Source organism: Arthrobacter sp. KBS0703, assembly GCF_002008315.2.
Classification (GTDB): domain Bacteria; phylum Actinomycetota; class Actinomycetes; order Actinomycetales; family Micrococcaceae; genus Arthrobacter.
Genome location: NZ_MVDG02000001.1, coordinates 1,922,590 through 1,944,236 on the forward strand (window position 1 = coordinate 1,922,590; position 21,647 = coordinate 1,944,236).

The 21,647-nt window shown below is 62.6% G+C and carries 13 protein-coding genes and 5 pseudogenes; 12 read left to right on the plus strand and 6 right to left on the minus strand.

Annotated features, from left to right (window positions below; genetic code table 11):
• Positions 1–351: 351 nt before the first annotated feature.
• Positions 352–1,809, minus strand: a complete 1,458-nt coding sequence (locus tag B1A87_RS09140; protein ID WP_078028889.1) for a GntR family transcriptional regulator — start codon at positions 1,807–1,809, stop codon at positions 352–354.
• Between the two features lie 157 nt (positions 1,810–1,966).
• On the opposite strand from B1A87_RS09140, the gene B1A87_RS09145 reads away from it, so the two are divergent.
• Positions 1,967–2,344 carry a hypothetical protein gene (locus B1A87_RS09145; protein WP_078028888.1) on the plus strand — a complete coding sequence of 126 codons (378 nt, stop codon included), beginning with the start codon at positions 1,967–1,969 and terminating at the stop codon, positions 2,342–2,344.
• A gap of 404 nt (positions 2,345–2,748) precedes the next feature.
• Positions 2,749–3,003, plus strand: a complete 255-nt coding sequence (locus tag B1A87_RS24955) for an META domain-containing protein (protein WP_185982289.1) — start codon at positions 2,749–2,751, stop codon at positions 3,001–3,003.
• A gap of 245 nt (positions 3,004–3,248) precedes the next feature.
• Here B1A87_RS24955 and B1A87_RS09160 read toward each other — a convergent pair.
• Positions 3,249–3,806 (minus strand): annotated as a pseudogene (locus B1A87_RS09160) (PDDEXK nuclease domain-containing protein).
• 170 nt (positions 3,807–3,976) lie between these two features.
• Between B1A87_RS09160 and B1A87_RS09165 the strand changes: the two are divergent.
• From B1A87_RS09165 to istB, 3 genes and pseudogenes are all read left to right on the plus strand, one after another.
• Entirely contained in the window at positions 3,977–4,327 is a 351-nt protein-coding gene (locus B1A87_RS09165; protein WP_078028885.1) for a YgjV family protein, read from the plus strand.
• A 528-nt stretch (positions 4,328–4,855) separates the two neighbouring features.
• Positions 4,856–6,535: pseudogene (gene istA / locus B1A87_RS09170) on the plus strand (IS21 family transposase).
• On the plus strand, positions 6,532–7,344 hold the full coding sequence (gene istB / locus B1A87_RS09175) for an IS21-like element helper ATPase IstB (RefSeq protein WP_078028884.1): 813 nt from the start codon (positions 6,532–6,534) through the stop codon (positions 7,342–7,344). Before istA ends, istB begins: the two are co-directional and overlap by 4 nt.
• 376 nt (positions 7,345–7,720) lie before the next feature.
• On the opposite strand, the gene B1A87_RS09180 is transcribed toward istB, so the two are convergent.
• Entirely contained in the window at positions 7,721–9,130 is a 1,410-nt protein-coding gene (locus tag B1A87_RS09180; protein WP_078028883.1) for an MFS transporter, read from the minus strand.
• A gap of 464 nt (positions 9,131–9,594) precedes the next feature.
• Here B1A87_RS09180 and B1A87_RS09185 point away from each other — a divergent pair.
• From B1A87_RS09185 to B1A87_RS09210, 6 genes and pseudogenes are all read left to right on the plus strand, one after another.
• Positions 9,595–9,731: pseudogene (locus B1A87_RS09185) on the plus strand (Tn3 family transposase); the annotation flags it as partial.
• Between the two features lie 358 nt (positions 9,732–10,089).
• Positions 10,090–10,899 carry an IclR family transcriptional regulator gene (locus tag B1A87_RS09190; RefSeq protein WP_078028882.1) on the plus strand — a complete coding sequence of 270 codons (810 nt, stop codon included), beginning with the start codon at positions 10,090–10,092 and terminating at the stop codon, positions 10,897–10,899.
• 826 nt (positions 10,900–11,725) lie between these two features.
• Positions 11,726–11,980: pseudogene (locus B1A87_RS09195) on the plus strand (aldehyde dehydrogenase family protein); the annotation flags it as partial.
• Entirely contained in the window at positions 11,977–13,011 is a 1,035-nt protein-coding gene (locus B1A87_RS09200) for a glycine betaine/L-proline ABC transporter ATP-binding protein (RefSeq protein WP_078028880.1), read from the plus strand. The pseudogene B1A87_RS09195 and the gene B1A87_RS09200, both read left to right, overlap by 4 nt.
• Positions 13,011–15,029: a proline/glycine betaine ABC transporter permease gene (locus tag B1A87_RS09205; RefSeq protein WP_078028879.1), complete on the plus strand. Its 2,019-nt coding sequence runs from the start codon at positions 13,011–13,013 to the stop codon at positions 15,027–15,029. Before B1A87_RS09200 ends, B1A87_RS09205 begins: the two co-directional genes overlap by 1 nt.
• Positions 15,030–15,125: 96 nt before the next feature.
• Positions 15,126–16,103 (plus strand): ABC transporter substrate-binding protein, encoded by a 978-nt coding sequence (locus B1A87_RS09210; RefSeq protein ID WP_078028878.1) that lies wholly within the window; start codon positions 15,126–15,128, stop codon positions 16,101–16,103.
• 388 nt (positions 16,104–16,491) lie between these two features.
• On the opposite strand, the gene B1A87_RS24960 is transcribed toward B1A87_RS09210, so the two are convergent.
• The gene (locus B1A87_RS24960) at positions 16,492–16,707 is read right to left on the minus strand and encodes a transposase (RefSeq protein ID WP_078028877.1); all 216 of its coding nucleotides are present in this window, start codon (positions 16,705–16,707) and stop codon (positions 16,492–16,494) included.
• Between the two features lie 69 nt (positions 16,708–16,776).
• On the opposite strand from B1A87_RS24960, the pseudogene B1A87_RS09220 reads away from it, so the two are divergent.
• Positions 16,777–17,103 (plus strand): annotated as a pseudogene (locus B1A87_RS09220) (recombinase family protein); the annotation flags it as partial.
• 1,511 nt (positions 17,104–18,614) lie between these two features.
• On the opposite strand, the gene pntB reads toward B1A87_RS09220, so the two are convergent.
• Complete coding sequence (gene pntB, locus B1A87_RS09230; protein ID WP_260680770.1) at positions 18,615–20,090, minus strand: Re/Si-specific NAD(P)(+) transhydrogenase subunit beta; 1,476 nt, start codon at positions 20,088–20,090, stop codon at positions 18,615–18,617.
• The gene (locus B1A87_RS09235) at positions 20,087–21,646 is read right to left on the minus strand and encodes a Re/Si-specific NAD(P)(+) transhydrogenase subunit alpha (protein ID WP_078028876.1); all 1,560 of its coding nucleotides are present in this window, start codon (positions 21,644–21,646) and stop codon (positions 20,087–20,089) included. Before B1A87_RS09235 ends, pntB begins: the two co-directional genes overlap by 4 nt.
• Position 21,647 lies beyond the last annotated feature (1 nt).

Here is a 21,647-nt window from a genome sequence, read left to right on the forward strand (position 1 = left end):
CCCTTTTTCCACGAGTGAGTCCCGGAAGCTCCGTCTATTAAATCGCATTTCGAAGACCATACCCCACCCTTTTCGCCAACGAGGATTCCAGACGCTGAAGTCTAAAATGACGACAAGCAGGATCCCGCCACTCACCGCTTTCTGCCAGCCGTCGAAGACGGTCTCGGCGCTCCACTCGCTGGCCGGCTGAGTGTGGAGTCCCAGTAAGTTTCAGCGATGCGCTCGGGGTCCATGGGGATGGCGGGGCCGACTGACCACTTTGGCCGGATGCGCCGAGAAAGAGGCGCGCACCGCACGCGCCATGTTCACGCCATCCCCTCCGGGACAAGCGCTAAGGAAGCCGGCCACGGTTCAACGGGCTGCATCAGCGGCATTGATTCCGGTGCTTACATCTAAACAGAGGTCCCACGGGAGCGATGGGAGAGCGATTCTCCGTTCAGCCTGGTGGGATCGGGAGAGGGTTCCACCGACGAGGCTGGCCGTGTTGGTGGCGAGAATGACTTCGTTCTGGTCCACGATGCACGTGTTGGGCGGCAGGGACCGCAGGAACGGGGCGAATTCAGCCTGGAGGCGGCTGACGAGGACGTCTACGGCAGCGACGCCTGTCATCTTGCCCACCCTCGTGACACGTTTGGTGAACGTGACGACGTGCTCGTTGGTTCCGAGGGCGTCGATGTAGGCATTGCTGGCGTGGATCTTGTCATCGTCGTCGTCCGCGGGCCACCATGGCGCTGTCGAGTAGTCGTAGAACTCCGGGCCCATTTCAAATTCGAACCGCTGCGGCGATTCCGGGCCCGACGGGAGGTAGCACCAGATGGAGCCCGGTTTGCCGAAGTAGGATGGATCGGCCACGAATCCCGTCCCGTATAGTGCAGGCATGGCCTTCAGGTTCTGGCGCGCTACGTCGTAGACGCTCTCCAACTCGTTCAGCGTGCCGCTCTTTGCGCGGTCAAGGTCGGCTTGGGCGGCTTCCTCGACGGTGCGGATCGACGCGGCCACAGTCCCTTCGAAGCTCACAGCGAACGATTCGACGGCAGAAACTGCGCTATCGATGCCTTCGTTTCCGGGCGGCGAGTCTGGTGACGAAGGTTCCATGGACATCCGCAGATCGATGAGGCGGTTCATGTCCTGGCGCACATGGCCTTCGGCGAGGTCTCGGGCACGAGTTGTGTCCCCGGCTCGTATGGCGTCCACGATCATCCCGTGCTCTTTCGCCGCCGCGCTTCGGCGGTCAGAAGCGCTGGCCCATACCAATGCCCCGACCTCGGCCTGCATCGCAATCTCCTGGCGGGTGAACAGGACGGATCCCGATGTGGCCGCAAGCTGTATGTGGAACCTACTGTCCGCTCGAGTCATTTCAGCGGGCGTTTGCGCCGTCTCGATCATTGCCGCCATCGAAGCGAGGCGCGCGATGGAGACCTGCTGCGATCGGCCGGCCGCCGCCGTCGCGGCTGAACCGGCCAGGAAGGCCCGGTATTCTCGGATGTCGCGCAGATCCTCAAGGGAGTACGCGGCAAGGGTGTCCCGCTGGGCCTTGGCGATGTCTCCAGTATTCGCCCTCACGAAGCTTCCGCCGCCCTTGCCACGTCTTGTTTCCAGAAGCCCCAGATGACGAAGTTCGGCGAGGGCGGTTCGCAGGGTCATGGTGGAGACTCGCATCCTTGCCGCGAGCTCGCTTTCGCTAGGAAGCTGGACTCCGTCTTCGAGTACGCCCAGCTCGATCGAATGACGGAGTCGAAGGGCGATCTCCTCACCACGTTCGGCAGTCTCCAACGGAGCGAATGCGAGTCGCTCTCTCCAGGTGGCCATGGCTCACGCTCCTGAAACGGTATAGATGATAATTGAAAACTTTGACATCTAATCTTAGATGTCCATTGACATCTAACATTGAAGGTCTAAATTTAAGTGTATCAGAAGGGGGAAGAGTCCCCGACCACTTCGATCGTCAGCCAAGGAGTCATTGGTCATGTTGGATAGCACGGATGTCGTCCACATCTGGCACCGAGCCGGAAATCCGACGCCGGTCGATCGCCTCAGCCTCTATGCACAGGCGCTTACAGCGGATTGCCCGATCGGCGCCTACCGGACATTGAGCGATGCGCAGGAAGACATGGCGATCCTCGTCCTGTTCCGCGTGGACCGCCCCCGCGCGACAATTGCTTCCCTCCACCAGGTGCCCCCTCTGGCCCTCTCTGGCTACCACCAGTTGCTCCACGACCTCGCCCGCGAAGGGCTCGGGCCAGGCGGTGGATTCCGCGGCGTAGGTGCCCGCTTCGGTCATTCGCCCGACAGCGCCCGCCACCAACGCGTGGACACCCCCGCTTTCAGGGGAGGTCAACTGTGAAGCGCCGCAGCTCCGGAGTCATCATCCCCCCGTTCGCCCTCAGCGGTACACGCACCCAGACGATCCTCCCCCAATTGCCGGCGCTGGTGCGAGCCCGGGCCAACAACCCGGAAGCTTGGGATGCGCTCATGCGTGAACTCGACGCCGACTTTACCTGAAAGCGCACGAACACTATGGAAAGGAACGACGGGATGGGTCGGGATGAAGCCTTTGCACTTTGCCCCTCCGACTCCTATGTGGAGTTCTACGGGAAGCAATGGCTGATCGTTCCGTTTGCACCTGTCGAACAGCCGCCATTCTTTGTTTGTAAGCCAGGCCCTCAAATTTCCCACGCCTGAGAATCTTCCGGGCGCCGCCTGGTCTGGGTAGTCCTCACAAGGGGCGCTCTTACGGGTCACGGCCCGTTGGAATCCGCGGGCGTTGACCTTCAACTGAGCGTCCAAGACAAATGCGGACCCTTCAGTGGTCCCGTGACCATAGCCGGGACCACCATGACCGTCGGAGAACTCGCGACGGGTGCGGTGGGATGCGACGGTGACCTCCATGCACAACACATGTGGCTCCTTGTATTTCTCAAGCGTCCCATCGACATGACATTTAATCGGGACGTACTCATCTGGAAGAGCGGACCAGACACTCTCCGTATTAATAAGGAGTAACCGTTCCCCGGTTTTGCACATCACCCCAAGGGCGGTGTCTATTCCGGGGTTCCCCCGCTGGTCACTGGTTCCGTTGCATCCATGGAATGCCAGATCGAGAACGTCACCAGGGCCGGCGATCACGACTTCGTCGTGGCAGGTGTCCTCGGGCCAAACACAGGTAACACCAGAGATCCCCCTCGTCTTCCAAAACCACGAATTCGCGGGCCTCCGCCCCTGCTACCGCCGGTCAGCCACCCGTGCGGTTACATCCCGCCGGAATCGGCCACTGTTCCTTGCTCGAGCGCCGCAGTGATCGCCTCCGGGGATGGTAGCGCGGCCCGCTCCTCCGGCATAAGGGAGTCATATGTGTACGAGCTGATGGCGACAGGCTGGGATGAGCCGTCCAGTGCGTACCTCACCGTGGGTTCGTGTTTTGAACGGCAAACAAGGATTCCCACCGTTGGGGCCGTGCCCGGGAACCTGACTGGGTTGTTCACGGCCGCGACATAAAATTTGAGCTGTCCCAAGTGTTCGGGCCTGCATTATCCTGCCTTAATCTCCACGACCACAAATCTGTTGGTGGGTACGTGCACCGGGAGGAGGTCGATGTAGAAGTTCTCGCCTTCTACATCGAGGTGATACTGGCGGGCCATAGAAGCAAACCCCCGGCCGAAGTCTGGCAGCGTTTGGGACATGCGCTGTGTCATGGCCAGTTCCTGAGGAATCCTACCCAATCCGGCACCACTACGACTCGATCCGAAGCCCAAAGTGTGTGCGATGTACACACACCATTGGGCCAGTTCAGAGCATTGCCGTAGCATCAGATGCCCTCTGGCACGGCGAACAAGGATCCGATATCGGCGCCGAAGGATCAGCCAAAACTGCTTGATCCATTCGAAAGCTGCCTCGAACGCAAGTAGACTCCTCAAGACATCCACCACCACCCCGCACGGCCGCTAGCAGCACGGGAACGCATTACTGAAAGGACACCATGGAACTGCTGTGGGAAATCGCAGGCTGGGCAGGGGCGGTTGCGATCCTAAGTGCATATCTGGCTGTCTCCATGGGCTGGGTGAAGGCGGGCAAGCGCTTCCAGACCGCAAACCTCCTCGGTGCTTGTGCCTTCATTGTCAACGGCGCATTCCACGAAGCATGGCCCTCCGTGGTGACGAATATAGCGTGGTTCCTCATTTCCGCCGTCGCGCTTCTTCGCATGCGTTCGGCAGGCCAGCAGCCCGAGGCAGCCGTTGATACCCAGACGGTTCAATTCCCCGGCCTTCCTGACACAACCTGCCACCTAGCAGTTGCTGAGACCCTCACTGGTTCCGCTTACGGCGATTGACGGACAACGTCCACTTGGATGATCCGGACCCTCCTTTGATCTACCGGTGACGCACGGCGAGTGCCTGACCGGCCGGCTGCCGGAGGTGTTCTGCGGCTTCAGCCGCTCGCCGAGCCCGTTCCCTATCCGACGGCGTGCTCGTCACAGGCATTAGGCGATCACACCGATTCTGCCAGTGGCGACCCTGATGCGGTGTGACGTTCACGTTTCCCCCGGGTATGGATGGATCCCGTCCTCCTGGAATCCGATGGCTGCGTCAGACGAGATGCGGTTCAACTCCTTGCGCGAAGGGCCGAGTCATCACAGCGCTTGGGCCAGTTACCGAATTTACGAGCCCACTGCCTGCCCTCCGCGAAGGGCACCTATCGTTTGCGCCAAGTGTTGTCTGACTATGGCAGTTTGATTCAGGACCGGTGTGACGGCTTGAATCAGGACCACCCGCGACTTGCCGGTTGCTTGTGACGGTTTGAGTCAGGACCACTCCAGTGTTGCTTTCATCTGTTGAGAGCGAGCATCGGGAGGTCCCGGATGAGGGTGCGCATGGAGCTGTTTGCCAAGATCCGCCGAGACGCCCGCGTGGAGGGCATGTCGATCCGCGGGCTGGCAAAGCGGTACCAAGTCGGCAGGGACACCGTCCGACAGGCCTTGTCGGAATCATGTCCCGCCAGCCCGGAGGAAACCGGTGAGGTCATCACCCAGGCTGGATCCGTTCAAACCAGCCATCGACGCGATGCTGACAGCGGACACCACAGCGCAGAGAAAGCAGCGCCATACCGCCCGCAGGGTCCTGGCCCGGCTGATCGAGGAGCACGGCGCGGAGGAGCTCTCGTATTCGACGGTGCGTGACTACGTGCGGGTCCGCCGCGCGCAGATCGATGTGGAAGCCGCCCGCCGGGTTGAAGTGTTCGTGCCGCAGGAGCACGGACCCGGCGCTGAAGCCGAGGTGGATTTCGATGAGCTCTGGGTGGTGCTCAATGGTGTGAAGACGAAGTGCCACATGTTCGTCTTCCGGCTCTCCCAATCAGGCAAAGCCATTCACCGGATCTATCCCACGCAGGCTCAGGAAGCGTTCTTGGAAGGCCATATCGAGGCGTTCAACGAGATCGGGGGCGTGCCGGTCAGGCACATCCGTTATGACAATCTCACCAGCGCCGTGACGGCTGTGGTGTTTGGGCAGAGCCGGCAGCGGCAGGAGAACGACCGGTGGGTGCTGTTCAAATCGCATTATGGCTTTTGATGCGTTCTACTACCAGCCCGGCATTGCTGGGGCGCACGAAAAGGGTGGGGTGGAGGGTGAAGTGGGTTGGTTCCGCCGGAACCGGCTCTCCCCGATGCCGGTCGCTGAGTCGCTGAAAGAACTCAACGACCGCATCCGTGCGTGGGAAGCCGAAGATGAGCACCGGCGGATCATGGACAGAATCCACACGATCGGTCAGGACATCGCCAAGAAACAGCCGTCCCCGGCGCCGTTGCCAGCAGAGGAGTTTGATCCTGGCCTGGTGCTCCATCCGACTGTGGACAGGTCTTCGCTGATTACCGTGCGGATGGTGAAGTATTCCGTTCCGGCGCGGTTCATCGGCCAGAAAGTCCGGGTTTCCTTGCGGGCATCCGAGGTCGTGGTTTTCGACAGTCGGGCTGTGGTGGCCCGGCATCCGCGCGTGGCGGCCCGGTCCGGGCAGTCGGTCCAGCTGGACCACTACCTCGAGGTCCCCAAAACCAAACCGGGTGCCTTGCCCGGTTCCACCGCGCTGGCCCGGGCCCGGCAGTCCGGGACGTTCACCAGTGCCCACGAGGCCTTTTTGGGCTGCCTCCCGCCGTGTCAATGGCGACGCCGAGGGGACCCGGGAGCTCATCGACGTCCTGCTGCTTCACCGGTCCATGGACGCCGGAGACATCCAGGCAGGGATCGCCGCAGCGCTGGGCGTGGGAGCTGTCAGTGCAGATGTCGTCGCGGTCGAGGCCCGCAGACACGCAACGTCGTCTGCCTGGGGTTGGTCCGATTCAGACCGTCGTCCGGGCGCTTTTACTGAAGTAAATGTGCAACGGGTTGTCAGCCTGACTCAACGCCGGCTCATGGACCCCGCAGCGGTCATCGCGGGACTCCCACCCGATACGCGTCCGCTTCCATCGATCGGCGCTTATGACGAGCTGCTGATCAAACGCACCGAGCATTCTGCCGGAACACCGTCGAAGGAGAACATCTCATGAGCCCCACCGCGCCAGCCACCACGATCACTCCGACCCTGCGCCGACGCCGCGGCCTGACCGAACAGGCCGCCGTCGCAGCCGTGGATCAGGCTTGCCGCCGGCTGCGCCTGCCCACCGTCCGGGCGGTCCTGGACGAAGCACTAGGCGTCGCCAGGAAAGAGCAACTCTCCTACCAGGGGTTCCTGGCCGAGCTACCGCTGGCCGAAAGCGACGACCGGGACCGGCGCTCCTCGATCCGCCGCGTCAAAACCGCGAATTTCCCGCGGGACAAATGGCTCGGCGACTTCGATTTCGACGCGAACCAGAACATCAACCCCGCCACCATCCACACCCTGGCGTCCGGTGACTGGATCCGCAAAGGCGCACCCCTGTGCCTCATCGGAGACTCAGGGACCGGCAAATCACACCTGCTCATCGGCCTCGGCACCGCCGCCGCGGAAAAGGGCTACCGGGTCAAATACACCCTCGCCACTCGCCTGGTGAACGAACTCGTCGAAGCAGCGGACGACAAGATGCTGGCCAAGACCATCGCCCGCTACGGCCGCGTCGACCTGCTGTGCATCGACGAGCTGGGCTATATGGAACTCGACCGCGGCGGAGCCGAACTGCTGTTCCAAGTCCTCACCGAACGGGAAGAAAAGAACTCCATCGCCATCGCGTCGAACGAATCATTCTCCGGCTGGACCAAAACCTTCACCGACCCACGCCTTTGCGCCGCGATCGTAGACCGTCTCACCTTCAATGGCACCATCATCGAAACCGGCACAGACTCCTACCGACTCGCCCACACCATTGCCCAACACGCTTAGCCCTCCAACGCAATTCCCGCCTGACGGAAGTTTGGGGCTTGCCTGCAGTCGGGGATCGGCTTCCATCGTGAACCCCACAGCATCAGAGGACTTGCGGCGACCTCGTCCAATTTGTTGGTGATCTGAGCAGGCGAATATCAACGAAGGAGGGTATAGCTTCGACTAGGACTTCCGTGCCGTCCGCAGTAAAGCCATTACGACGATAAAAGGCCTGCGCTCGAGAATTATCTTGCAATCAACCATCCCGCGACTTCTGTGCCTGCTTGACGTATCTGATCCTTCCTCCGAGGAGGCACCCAAAGCGCGAATTTGCCAACTGACAATGATCCGCCCGAGGGCCTTAGCTCTGACTCGAAGTCACCGTGCGGTCCCGGTGTCAGTGGGAGAAGTTTGCTGAGATCTCGGCGAGGGTGCGCCCCTTCGTCTCAGGCGCGAGCCGTTGCGAGAGGACTGCGCCGAGTAATGCGACGGCGGCGGCTACGACCATGCTTAGGCCCAAGCCGATGTTGCTGATCGCCCATGGCAGGGCGAAGGTGCCGAGTGCGGCTCCGATGCGGCTGAAGGCCGCGGCGAAGCCCATACCGATGCCGCGTAGGTGGCCGGGGAATACCTCGGCCGGATAGACCTGGGTCATCGTGGTGTAGCCGGCATTGAAGAAGGAGAAGGCGAGAAACAGTACGAGCACGAGGATCGCTGGTGCGTCCGCCCAGACTCCGATGATCAGCAGGATGCCTGCGCAGAGCCACTGCCCGGGCACGGTGAGGATTCGGCGGCCGAGCTTGTCAATCAGAAGTACGGTGGTGACAACACCCGCAGCCGCAAGTGCGGACAGGCCGACTCCACCGGTCCAGCCGCCGAAGCCGAATTGCTTGAGCACGTCGTCGGCGAAGGTCGCGATCGCGAAGTACGGAGTGACCGCGCAGAACCAAAAACCTGAGGTGAAGAGGGTGGTGCGCCAGTACTGCCTCGAGAACAGCATTCCGAAGGAGGCGCCCTTGATTTTGGTCCTACTCTGCGCGGCTTGGGCCTCCTGGATCATCCTCAGATCCATCTCTCCGGTGATGCTGTCGTGCATCTGGGGCGATTCGACATATCGGCGTGCTATCGCGAGTGCTTCCTTGTGCCGTCCCTTCGTAATGAGCCAGCTCGGCGATTCGGGGAGGCCCAAGCGGGCGAGGAACAGGACGAATGCGAGTATCGTGCTCGTGCCGATTACGAGGCGCCATGGCGTGCCGGCGTCGTGCAGGAGCGTGCCGATGATGAATGCCATCATGAAACCGACGTACCAGGCGATCAGAGTCAGCCCGAGCAATCGCCCGCGGAGCTTTGGAGGGGAGAACTCTGATAGCAATGGCCCACCGATTGAGTACTCCCCGCCGATCGCGACGCCCATTAAGAACCGGATGGCGGCCAGCTGGATCACGGCCCCGTCTCCGGAGGTTATGAAGAACTGGGCCCCTGAGGCGATCAGGAACAGGCCCATGTCCAGGAGGAACATAGGCTTGCGTCCGAACTTGTCAGTAGCCCAGCCAGCCAGCGGGGAGCCGACGAAGATACCAACCAGCGGGCCTGCAGCGATCATTCCCAGAGATAGTGCGTCGAGCTGGAGATCTGACCGCATGAGTCCGCTGACGGGGCCGATGATTCCGAGGATGTAACCGTCGAGGAACATTCCGCCGATGAAGACAGCGACAAGCCGCACCATGAAGCGGCGTTTGAACTTGGAGCTGGTCTCTTTTGATATGGAGGTGTCGACGGAGGCCGTCGTCGTGGTCGGATGGGTCATTGAGATTTGTTCCCTTCTTGGTTCAGCGCAACCGCTGACGGCACCAGAGTGCCGTTTCATAGACGCACGGACAGCCGCAGCCCTTAGCGACCGGTGGACGAGGCCGCTCGATGCCAGCCGATATGGCCGCGCAGGACTCGCGAGATGATTTCGGCGTTCGTCATGTATCACTGCTCTTCGAGATGGCTACGGCAAGGCCTTGCTTTCCGCCACCCTCGCGCTGACTCCTCGAGATCAAAACCTCGAGTCGGGGTCGGTAAAACGTGACATACGACTCATATATCACAACCCTAAGGGTGCGATCCGCCCCCGTCAAGAGCTTGACAAGTTAATTGGTTGTACCCGTCGACTCTCACCGGGGTCTGTCTGAACCGGCGTAGGTTCCGTGCCGCAGTCAACGAGTTGCGGGGGCGCGTAGTGGACCGCCTCGAATTCGGTCGGCGTGGCCATTTGCGAGCTGCCGTGGAGCCTGCAGGGGCGAAGCCCGCAACACACGTTGGCCAGGGCGGTGTTCTTCAACCGGCTCGGCAAGATCCGCGACCGTTCCTTCGAACAGCAACGCTACCGTGCCAGCGGACTGAATCTGCTCACCGCCGGGATGGACTCGTCCATGCGCTCAGCCTAAAGGACCATGAGTAAAACGGACCTTTGCTGCGCTCCGGCCCGTTGCAAGCAACCGGCGAGTCGCGGGTGGTCCTGATTCAAGCCGTCTCACCGGTCTTGAATCACGTTGACATATTCAGTTGTCCAAGGACTGGCAACGATCATGGCCGGTCGACGAACCCAGCACGACAACACTCCAGATTCGAGATACTTCTCCCTGCTGGGACGCTTACGAAGAAAGACGCGCAGTGGTATCTTATAGAATTACAACTGGTATATGAGTCCACCTGCCTAGCCTGATAAGCATCCCGCGCCGATGAAGCTGCGGACCACGAAACTACTCGAGAGAGTGCAGCATGCCTTCGAACAATGATGCTGAACCTGATGTTGAAGCAGACAGAGGTCAGCAAGGGGGCGTTCAGTCCGTTGACCGCGCACTTGCAGTCTTGGAAATCCTGGCAAGGGACGGCCATGCCGGCGTGAGCGAAATAGCGGAGGAGGTGAACCTCCACAAATCGACGGTCTTCCGGCTGCTGGCGTCGCTCGCGAGCAGGGACATGGTCCAGCAGAACAGTGGACGGGGTAAGTACCAGCTGGGCTTCGGAATCCTGCGGCTCGCAAGCTCCATCCCCGGAAGGCTGAGCCTGGTCTATGAAGCCCGTCCGGTACTGGAAAGCCTGGCCGAGGAATACAGGGAGACGGTGAACCTTGCCGTGCTCCGTTCCAACTTTGCCGTCAACGTCGACCAGGCCATGGGGCCTTCAATGCTTGCCACCTACGACTGGGTGGGCAGCCTGACGCCGCTGCATGCCACCTCCAGCGGGAAGGTACTACTTGCAGCCCTTCCAGCCGACGAACGGGGCCGGATCTTAGAGGAAACAGGGCTGCCTGCAAGGACGCCGCGGACGATCACCAGCCGCGACGAACTGGAAAACCAGCTTCTCGACGTCTCACGCAACGGATACGCAGTGACGAGGGATGAAATCGAGATCGGATTGAACGCTGCAGCGGCGCCGGTCTACAACCACACGGGAACTGTGGTTGGTGCAATAAGTATCTCCGGTCCGGCCTTCCGCTTCGATCCCGAAACGACGCCCGGACTTCTCGAAGCACTGAAGCAGGCAGGGCTGCGGATAAGTGCCAAAATGGGCTACACCCCCCGGTAGCCAGCGCTCGGTGCACAGTTCAGGTCGGTTAGCCGCTTCCGCCGGATTGGGCTGCTGAACCTGAATTCGACAGCCTGTCAGCACAGACAGCGATCGAACTCGCTTGACGCCGTCCACCTCCTCCTGGATCGAGTCGTGGAAGGCGATACGGTGCTCTCTCGGGACCAGGGCCTGCATTTGGCGGAGATCTTTGCGCCCACGTCACTGCCGCGTAATAGGACTCGCCGGTAGCGTCACAAATCCGCCCCGCCCCGTTAATTCCATGTAACGCGGCCATGGTCGCCGCCTTATCTTCCCCGAACGGGCGCCCGAGCGGACGCTGGTCCCTCAACTCCGAGCGCGCGGGCGGTGGGGGCAAGCGGGGGGCCAACGAAGCCAGCCCCCCACGATGACGGGCCTAGTCTCCCTTGACCGAATCGGGCCCAGATCCTGCGCGATTCCAAAGTCCGCAGGGTGGAGACATTCACCATGCGGCCCGTTATAGGCCCCCTGTTCCTTATGCCAATCAGGACGAGGCTTCCTGAAGATGCAACGCCCAGTTGCGCATTGCGCGACGGCAAAATCTGCATACGAGAGAGGTGCCGCAAACGCGGTGCGACAGGGCTGTCACGGCGTCCGATTTGGTGCGGGCCGAATCCTTGACAATGGGAGTGGCGTGCATCACTGTGTTGCGTATGCTGACCTATGTTGATGATTACACAACCGGTGGAACGAGCTGAGCCCGCTTAAGGCGGAGGGCGGTTTTATCAGCACACTGCGTGCCCGCTCACCGTACCGGCCCGCGGAAACGCCCTCCGTCCCGACCCGACCCCGCCGGTCAACGTCTTCCGCTGCCGTCTGGACGCAGGACGGGTCGCGCGCGCAGCGCGTGGCCGGGGCGCTCCGGCATGGCACGGTGTGGATCAACGACTACCACCCTTACGTACCCCCGGCAGAGTGGGGTGGTTTCGGCAAGTCCGGAAACGGCCGCGAACTAGGGCTCCAAGGTCGCGCGGAGTACCGGAAGACCAAGCACATCCGGCAAAACATCAACCCCAAACCCAGCCACTGGTTCGAACCTCCAAAGGGAGTACAGCAATGAACAGCCCCGACATCTCAGTGCACAATTTATGGAAGGTCTTCGGGCCCGGGGGCGATAAAGTCCCCACCAATCCAGGGCTCTCGGCCCTGAACTCCGCGGAGCTGCTGGAACGCACCGGCTGCGTGGCAGCTGTCCGCGACCTGAGCTTCGACGTCGCCAAGGGCGAGGTCTTTGTGGTCATGGGGCTTTCCGGATCGGGCAAGTCCACCCTGATCCGCTGCCTGACCCGGTTGATAGAACCCACATCGGGACAGGTTCTGGTGGACGGGAAGGACGTCCTACAGGCAAGTGTCGCCGAGCTGCGCGAATTGCGGCGGCGGAAGATGTCCATGGTGTTCCAGCATTTCGGCCTGCTCCCCCACCGCACCGTGCTGGACAACGTCTCCTACGGGCTTCAGATCCGCGGGGCGGCCAAGAACGAACGCTACGCCAAGGCGCGGGAAATCATCGAGCTGGTTGGCCTGAAAGGCTACGAACAGCACTACCCGGACCAGCTATCCGGCGGAATGCAGCAGCGCGTCGGCTTGGGCCGTGCCCTGGCTGGGGATCCGGACACGATCCTCTTCGATGAACCCTTCTCCGCATTGGATCCGCTCATCCGCCGCGACATGCAGGCGGAAGTCATCCGGCTGCACAAGGAAATGGGCAAGACCATGGTGTTCGTGACTCACGATCTCTCCGAGGCGCTCAAGCTCGGAGACCGCATCCTGATCATGCGCAACGGCGAGACGGTCCAGTGCGGCACAGGGGACGAGCTGGTGGGGTCCCCGGCGGACAAATACATTGAGGATTTTGTGTCCGAAGTTCCACGCGCGGATGTCCTGACCCTGAAATGGATCACCCGGCCTGTGGCCGCGGGCACGCCGGGAGACGCTCCGGTCCTCAGTTCCCGGATCATTATCCGGGATGCCATAGCGGCGGTCATGCACTCTTCCTGCCCTGTGCTGGTGGAGGATGCCGGCCGAATCACCGGCCAAATCGACCGCGACAGTATCCTTTCGGTGCTGCAGCCCGCGGAAGCTGCGGCATAATGTCCACTCTCGTCCGTGATCGAGCCACGGTCCAGCCCGCGCCGGACGCTGTCCGTGAGCCGCGCCGCCGGCCCAGCCTGCGCACCATCCTGTTGGCAGGCGCCGCCGCCGTCTGGATCCTGGGATTCGTTATCCTGCATGGAACCTCCACCCTGACGCTGCCTGCCTCGGAGCTGACGGACCTGCACCGGTCCCTGAACCAGTTCAACGCCTGGGTGGCGGCAAACCGTGCGGACAACCCCGTTTTCCTGTACGTCTTCACTCCCTTGCGTGCCGGCGTCGACGCCGTGGCCAACCTGTTTATCACAACCTTTGCGGCGAGTTCCACGGGCCTGCGCCTGCCGGAGGTCGGCTGGCTCGGAACGGTGGGCCTGCTGGGGTGGATCGCGTTCGCGATCGGAAACGCCCGGGTCGCCCTGTTGACAGTGGCCGCCTTTATGTTCTTTGGCTTCCAGGGCCTGTTCCTCGAGGCCACGTACACCTTCGCCCTGGTCCTCACCTCTGTGCTGCTGACCCTTCTGGTCGGTATCCCGCTCGGTGTCCTGGCCGGCATCTACGGCCGCGTCGCCAAAGTGATCACGCCGGTGCTGGACTTCATGCAGACGCTGCCAACATTCGTGTACCTGGCCCCCCTTGCCCTGATCTTCCTGATCGGCCCGGCATCGGCCGTCATCGCCACGGTGATCTACGCGGCTCCGCCCGTGATCCGCCTGACGGCGCACGGCATCCGCGGCATCCCCGAGAACACCCGCGAAGCCTCCGACTCGCTGGGCACAACCGGTCTGCAGCGGCTCGTCACCCTGCAGCTTCCCATGGCCCGCCGCACCATCGTCATGGGAATCAACCAGAGCACCATGGCTGCCCTGTCCATGGTCACCATCGCCGCCCTGATCGCAGCTCCCGGGCTCGGCCAGGTGGTGGTCCGGGCGCTGCAATCGCTGGATGTCGGCACGGCCGTCAACGCCGGGCTCTCCATTGTCCTGCTCGCGATCGTGCTGGACCGGGTGACCACCGCCGCCAGCCGCCGCGCGGAACCGGGGGCGGCCCGGAACCGAAGGGTCTCCCCCAGAACCAGGTACATCCTCCTGGGCATCGCCCTGGTGCTGGCCCTGGCGATGGTGCAGTTCTCCCGGACCATGCTGTGGGCTGCGGCGTTCCCGAAAGACCTCAACATCGGCCCGGCCATCGTCCAGGCGGTGGGCTCGGCCTGTCAATGGATGCAGACCAACCTTTCGCTGTTCACAGTGTCCTTCCGGGAAGCCGTCACCACGGGGATCCTTAACCCCTTCCAGTCACTGCTCACGGAGACCCCCTTTTACATCCTCGTGGCCGTCATAGCCATCGCGGCCTACGCACTTGGCGGGTGGAAGCTCGCTGCCCTGACCACGGCCTGCCTGGGCGTGATCATCTACCTCGGCCTGTGGAGCGACTCCATGGTCACGCTTGCCGGAACCCTGGTGGCCACAGCAGTGGTTATGGTCCTGGGCATCATCTTCGGAGTAGCCATGGGCAGGTCCGGGCGGGTGGACCAGATCATGCGGCCGATGCTGGACGCTGGGCAGACCATGCCGGCCTTTGTCTACCTGGTTCCGTTCCTAGGACTCTTCGGCGCCACCCGCTTCACGGCGATCATCGCCGGCATCATCTACGCCGCCCCCGTAGCCATCAAGATCACGGCCGACGGCATCGGTGCGATCTCCCCCACCGTGGTCGAAGCCGCCGTTGCCAGCGGCTCCACCCCGTGGCAGGTCATCACCAAGGTCCAGCTTCCAATGGCCAGGCAGACCCTGGCCCTCGCCGCCAACCAGGGCCTGATCTATGTCCTGGCCATGGTGGTAGTTGGCGCACTCGTAGGCGCAGGCGGCCTCGGATACGACGTCGTCGCCGGCTTCGTCCAGAGCGCGCTCTTCGGCAAGGGCCTGGCCGCAGGCGTTGCCATCGTCTTCCTCGGCATCCTGCTTGACAGGATGACCCAGGCTGCCGCAGCCACACCGGCGCGGAAAATCAAAATCCCTTAGCCCAAAACCCGAACCTCGACGGCCTGACCGCATAACCGCCTTGCGCCCCGCGCATGGCGTGGAGGATCCGCATTCCCCAACAAGGAGACGTAAACAATGAAAAAAGCTGGACTGCTGTTGAAACGAACTGTCCCGGCGGTTGCAGGGGCCGCTGCTGCCGCTCTGCTCCTGGCAGCTTGCGGCGGTGCCTCGGTGAACCAGGTGGCTGCTGCCACCGGTGCCGCCGAGACGCCCTGCGGAAGTGTGAATGTAGCGATGAACGCTTGGGTAGGGTACACGGCCAATGCTGCTGTGTACAGCTACGTGGCGAAAAACAAGCTTGGCTGCACCGTGGTCCAGAAGGACCTGAACGAGCAGATCTCCTGGCAGGGCTTTGCCTCCGGCGAGGTGGATGTCGTCATGGAAAACTGGGGCCACGACGATCTGACCAAGCAGTACATTACCGATCAGAAAGTCGCTGTCGACGCCGGTCTCACAGGCAATGAAGGTCACATCGGCTGGTACGTGGCGCCATGGATGGCCGAAAAATACCCGGACATCACGGACGGCAAGAACCTGAACAAGTACGCCTCCATGCTTGCCACGTCTGAGTCCGGGGGCAAAGGCCAGTTACTGGACGGCGACCCCGCATTTGTCACCAATGACGAGGCCCTCGTGAAGAATCTCAATCTGGACTACAAGGTGGTGTTCTCCGGCTCGGAGGCCGCCCTGATCCAGTCGTTCCGTACGGCGGAGCAAAACAAGACGCCGATCCTGGGCTATTTCTACGAACCGCAGTGGTTCATGGCCCAAGTGCCGCTCAAGAAAGTCAATCTGCCGGCCTGGACCAAAGGCTGCGACGCGAACGCGGAAAAAGTGGCCTGCGATTACCCGACATACAAGCTGAACAAGATAATTTCGACGAAGTTCGCGGACAGCGGATCGCCTGCAGCCAAGCTCGCGAAATCCTTCAAATGGACCAACGAGGACCAGAACTCAGTGGCCACGGACATCCAGGGCGGCATGACGCCCGAGGCTGCGGCCAAGAAGTGGGTGGACGCCCACCAGGATGCTGTGAACGCCTGGCTCACCTGATATGTAGTGATCCTTTGTCAAGGGCGTGTTGAAGCGGTCCCGGGCCGGGTTGTCCGGGACCGCTTCCTTTGTGGTGCCGGTGTGTCTGGCGGGGTGGTCAGCGTGTCAAAGGCGACGGCGCGGTCAAACTCTCTCACGAAAATTATGGCGCGCGGCGGCGTGGGCGAGTATGGATCGTCCCGCCCTTGTGGCCGTCGGCCGGCTTGTTGTGTGGGTTCGACGGTGACCGTGAAGCCCAAGGCTTCGAGCTAGTTGATGGCGCGTGAGCGTGTTTCGGCCGGTTGCAGGCGGGAGTAGTAGTCGGGTCCGGGGTCCTTGTAGAGTTCCCCGGTCCTGAGCATGTTCCAGAGCGCGGTAAGTATTGCATGTTCGACGGCTACAAGGGCTTTTATGGGCCCCCGCCGGGCCGGGAGGCGCCGGTATTTGGCGCCGAAAACGCCTTCTTGGATCGCGACCCCGCAAGCACTGCGATCCCGAGGGCGCCCTTGAGATACGGGTTGCCGGCCCTGGTATTGCTGGATTTGATGCGTCCGGCCGATTCGTTGTTGCCCGGTGCGGTGCCGACCCAGGATGGCAGGTGCGATGCGGTGGGGAAGACGCTCATATCGGCCCCGGTCTCGGCGATGATGGTTCGGCGACGCGCTGGCTGACGCCGGGGATGCTCACCAGCATCACCCGCAGGGGCGTGCGGGTGGAGTTCGTCAAAGAGAGCCTGATCTTCACTGGCGAGGACTCCCCCATGGCCAACCTCATGCTCTCCGTCATGGGTGCCTTCGGTGAATTCGAACGCTCGCTCATCAGGGAACGACAGGGAGAAGGTATCGCCCTGGCCAAGCAGCGCGGCGCCTACAAAGGAAGGAAAAAGACCCTCGCACCGGAACGGGCCGCCGAGCTGATCTCACGAGCCGGCAGCGGTGCTCCGAAAGCCGTCCTTGCTCGTGCTTACGGGATCAGTAGGGAAACGGTCTACCAGTACCTGCGCCACGCCAAGCTGGGGTGAAACCCCTCCCCCTACCGGCGCGCGGCCGTTACGCCGTGGCCGAAGCGGCGATAGTTTGACGGGACGTCCGTTATCGGCCTTGGAAATTAACGGGAGTAGAAGTGGGTGCAAGAACACCCGTTCCATGAGGAATTCGGCTTCATACAGGTCAGAACGAGTCCAACAACCTGACGGACGCCGACAGCTCGCCACGCCTGCACCTGCGAGGCGTTTTTGAGGATGTCCAGCGCATCCAGCAAGCCACCCCGTAGCTATTTTCCGAGGGCGCCGCCCTGCGTCCGACCCGCCGGAGCATCGCCCGCGTGGCCTGACTCCCAAGCCTGCCGGCGACCCCGGACGGGCTTGAAATGCCCCTCCCCCGCCGGCCAGCCCGATGGTAGTCGACGTTACGTAAAGTTCCCTGCATATCTCATCAGAGCGTGGGTCCTGAGGAATAGAGTTTGATCGCGCCGCCTTCTGGGCCGGATCCTTCGCGCATCCAACCTGGGAAACATTCGGCGGGCTAACGCGCCCCAAACTGAGCGGTGCCCATTATTACCAACCCCACGACGCGGCAGGGCGTCCATGCGTGTGGCTTCGGCGACCCGGTAGCCGGCAGCTGCGACTGCACCAGCCAACACGGCGCCAAAAGAAGCCGCGCCCTCAATCACCCACATAGTGGCCAGATCGGCCTCGGTGCGACGGGCAACTCAAGCAATGGCGCGGTTGACCCCGGCCCCGTCGCTGGGAAATCCCGGTTTTCGATCCGGTCGCCGTTTGCCGCGGCGATGATGGCGAAGACGTGCTTCCGGGCGTGGGTGTCGACACCCACGAAAACGGGTGGGAATGCGAAACGCTAGTCATAGCGGTTCTGGCACCTTCCTCGTTTTGCGGACATGGTCAGGCCGTTACAGGCCGGTACCAGTCCGGGTAGAGGTCACTTCGGAACAGCACTGTGACGAGCCACGCCCCGCGCGGGAGCGGACAATCTTCTGATCAAGTCACCGAGGTGGGCCGGGCAGGTGCCGGCCGCCCACCCAACAGCCGGACGAGTCGATACAGGACACCCTCGGACGGGGAGGTCACCCCCGGTTGCATAGGCACGCCCCGCCTGCTTTCCCTGGGCTCGCCTGTAACCGTCGAGAATCTCGCAGTGATCAGCGACCGAACACGCTGACACCCCTCTGGCAGCACAGGTGTGTTCGCCAAGTAGCCTGCCGGGTTATGCATCCTCCTGATGCGCCAGCAGTTCGTGCCGGTGGTGGAGCAGGAACTCGTGCCGGTAGTGAAGGCCAGCCCAGGGTGAAGCGCCGAATGCGTCAATACTAGGCATTTCCCGCGCGGCAGAAACCTCGCATGTCTGTGGCGGGGCGGACGGAGACAATCGGACCGCGCCTTGGCGAATGCGGTTGTGCGGAGCTCGATCTTGGGGCGAGGTTTTGTCCTCATCTCCGCCGGGGGTTGGGTCATCCTACGTACGCCGCCAGTGCGGGGGGATGATGAACTGCAAGAAGCCCATGACGTGCCTTCTGTCAGAACGCTTTGAGGATGTCTTCGACGCGGGCTTTGGCGTCGCCGAAGAGCATTTGGGAGTTGTCGCGGAAGAACAGGGGGTTTTGAACGCCTGCGTAACCGGCGGCCATGGAGCGTTTGAACACAATGACGTTCTCGGCTTCCCAGACCCGCAGGACAGGCATCCCGGCGATGGGGCTGCCGGGGTCTTCGGCTGCGGAGGGGTTGACGGTGTCGTTAGCGCCGATGACGAGTACTACGGAGGTGTCGCCGAGGTCGTCGTTGATTTCATCCATTTCCAGGACGATGTCGTAGGGGACTTTGGCTTCGGCGAGGAGGACGTTCATGTGCCCGGGCAGGCGCCCGGCGACAGGGTGGATGCCGAACCTGACATTCACACCCTTCTCGCGGAGCTGGTGGGCGAGTTCGGCTACGGGGTATTGGGCTTGGGCCACTGCCATGCCGTAGCCGGGGGTGATGACCACGGACGAGGCGTTGGTCAGCATTTCCGCGGTGGCCTGGGCGGTAATTTCGCGGTGCTCACCGTACTCGGCGTCCGCCGCGGCCGGGGCGGCGATGCCGAAGCCTCCGGCGATCACGGAGATGAAGGACCGGTTCATGGCCTTGCACATGATGTAGGACAGGTAGGCGCCCGAGGAGCCGACCAGGGCACCGGTGATGATGAGCAGGTCGTTGTTCAGCAGGAAGCCGGCCGCCGCGGCAGCCCAGCCCGAGTAACTGTTCAGCATGGACACGACCACGGGCATGTCGCCGCCGCCGATGGAGGCCACCAGGTGCCAGCCCAGCCCAAGGGCGAGGAGGGTGACGACGATCAGCAGCCAGAGCTGGGAGTCGTTGACGTACCAGACGGTCAGGGCGACGAAGGCGGCGAGGGCGCCGAGGTTGATGGCGTTCTTGCCGGGCAGCATCAGGGGTGAGGATTTCATCCGGGCGGAGAGTTTCAGGAACGCCACGATCGAACCGGTGAAGGTCACCGCGCCGATGAACACGCCGATGAACACCTCGGCGTGGTGGATCGCTGTCAGGTTCGGTGACAGGTCCGGGGCTTCGAGGTGGCCGTTCCAGCCCACGAGGACCGCGGCGAGGCCAACGAAGCTGTGCAGCAGGGCGATCAGCTCGGGCATCCGGGTCATTTCCACGACCCGGGCGCGCCAGAGCCCGATGGCCCCGCCCACGATCACCGCGGCGACGAGCAGGACCAGGCCGGTGAGGCCAGCGCCGGTGCCCCAGGCGTCCTGGAGGGTCAGCCAGATCGTCGCCGCGAGGGCGATGATCATCCCGGTGATGCCGTAGATGACCCCGGACCGGGCTTTCTCGTGCTTGCTCAGCCCGGCGAGGCTGAGAATGAACAGCAGGGCTGCGACGATGTAGGCCGCCCCAGCGATGGAATCGGCGGTCAACGGACCGGAGACGGTTTCAGACACGGTAAAGCTCCTTGAGACGATTCGGGCTGCTGCTTCGGCTGCGGCGCTCATGAACGTGCCTTCCCGGCCGAGAACATGGCGAGCATGCGCCGGGTGACGGCGAAGCCGCCGAAGATGTTGATGCTGGCCAGCAGGACCGCGACGGCGGCGAGCACCTGCATCACGACATTGTGGGAGGTGACCTGCAGCAGAGCCCCGACGACGATGATCCCCGAGATCGCGTTCGTGACGGACATCAGCGGGGTATGCAGGGCGTGATGGACCTTCCCGATGACGTAGAAGCCGACCACGATGGAGAGCATCAGGACCGTGAAGTGCTGGGGCAGCGGCGCCGGGGCGACCGCGTTGATCCCGAACAGCACCGCGATCCCTGCGGCAAAGAGCCCGGCCTCACCGGCAGGGCCCAATCCGGTTTTTTTCACCGCCTTATCGGCAGCCCGCTCCTGGGCGCGTTTGGTTTCGGTCTGAGCCGGGGCGGCTGAGACCTGGACTGGTGGCGGGGGCCAGGTCTTCTCACCGTCGCGTACCACCGTCACGGAGCGCTGCACCACGTCATCAAAGTCGATATTCAGCTGCCCGTCTTTGTCCTTGGTCAGGAGCTTGAGCAGGTTCACCATGTTTGTCCCGTACAGCTGGGATGCCTGGGCCGGCAACCGGGCCGGAAGATCCGTGTAGCCCAGGATGACGACACCGTTATCCGTCACGACGCGTTCGCCGGCGACCGAGCCTTCGACATTGCCGCCCTGACCGGCGGCCATATCCACGATCACGCTGCCGGACTTCATGGCGGCCACGTCCTCGGCCGTGAGCAGCCTCGGTGCCGGACGCCCGGGGATCAGGGCCGTGGTGATGATGATGTCCACATTCGCTGCCTGCTCCGAGTAAATCTCCGCCGCCCGGGCGTTATACGCCTCCGAGGTAGCCTTCGCGTACCCGTCGGAGGACTTCATCACCTCCTCCACCTCGACCTTGAGGTAGGTTCCGCCGATGGACTTGACCTGGTCAGCGACCTCGGGCCGCGGGTCCGTCGCCCGCACAATCGCGCCCAGGCTGGACGCCGCGCCGATTGCCGCCAACCCCGCGACACCGGCGCCGGCGACCAGGACCTTCGCTGGCGGGACCTTGCCCGCTGCAGTCACCTGACCGGTAAAGAACCGGCCGAACTCGTGCGCGGCCTCAATGACCGCCCGGTACCCGGCAATGTTCGCCATCGAACTGAGCACATCCATCGACTGCGCCCGCGAGATCCGCGGCACGGCGTCCAACGCCAGCGCCGTGATTGGACGGGTCGCCAACGCTTCCACCAGTTCCGGCCGCAATCCGGGGCTCAACATCCCGATAAGCGTCGCACCGTCGGCTAGACGGCCGATCTCATCCTCGGTGGGCGGGTTGATCCGCAGCACCACCTCACTGCCCCACGCATCGTCGGCGCCGACGATCAGCGCACCGGCTTCGGCATACATGTCGTCTCTGAAGGACGAGGACTCCCCCGCACCCTTCTCGACCACAACCTCGTAGCCTAACTCCAACAGCTGCTTCACGGTGACGGGCGTCGCTGCCACCCGGGATTCGTTACCTAGCTCGGCCACGATGCCAATACGTGTCACT

Excerpts from the sequence above, each read along its gene's own strand:
- B1A87_RS09140 (WP_078028889.1), bottom strand. The coding sequence starts at position 1,809 with ATGGCCACCTGGAGAGAGCGACTCGCATTCGCTCCGTTGGAGACTGCC.
- B1A87_RS09145 (WP_078028888.1), top strand. The coding sequence starts at position 1,967 with ATGTTGGATAGCACGGATGTCGTCCACATCTGGCACCGAGCCGGAAAT.
- B1A87_RS09165 (WP_078028885.1), top strand. The coding sequence starts at position 3,977 with ATGGAACTGCTGTGGGAAATCGCAGGCTGGGCAGGGGCGGTTGCGATC.
- istB (WP_078028884.1), top strand. The coding sequence starts at position 6,532 with ATGAGCCCCACCGCGCCAGCCACCACGATCACTCCGACCCTGCGCCGA.
- B1A87_RS09180 (WP_078028883.1), bottom strand. The coding sequence starts at position 9,130 with ATGACCCATCCGACCACGACGACGGCCTCCGTCGACACCTCCATATCA.
- B1A87_RS09190 (WP_078028882.1), top strand. The coding sequence starts at position 10,090 with ATGCCTTCGAACAATGATGCTGAACCTGATGTTGAAGCAGACAGAGGT.
- B1A87_RS09200 (WP_078028880.1), top strand. The coding sequence starts at position 11,977 with ATGAACAGCCCCGACATCTCAGTGCACAATTTATGGAAGGTCTTCGGG.
- B1A87_RS09205 (WP_078028879.1), top strand. The coding sequence starts at position 13,011 with ATGTCCACTCTCGTCCGTGATCGAGCCACGGTCCAGCCCGCGCCGGAC.
- B1A87_RS09210 (WP_078028878.1), top strand. The coding sequence starts at position 15,126 with ATGAAAAAAGCTGGACTGCTGTTGAAACGAACTGTCCCGGCGGTTGCA.
- B1A87_RS24960 (WP_078028877.1), bottom strand. The coding sequence starts at position 16,707 with ATGAGCGTCTTCCCCACCGCATCGCACCTGCCATCCTGGGTCGGCACC.
- pntB (WP_260680770.1), bottom strand. The coding sequence starts at position 20,090 with ATGAGCGCCGCAGCCGAAGCAGCAGCCCGAATCGTCTCAAGGAGCTTT.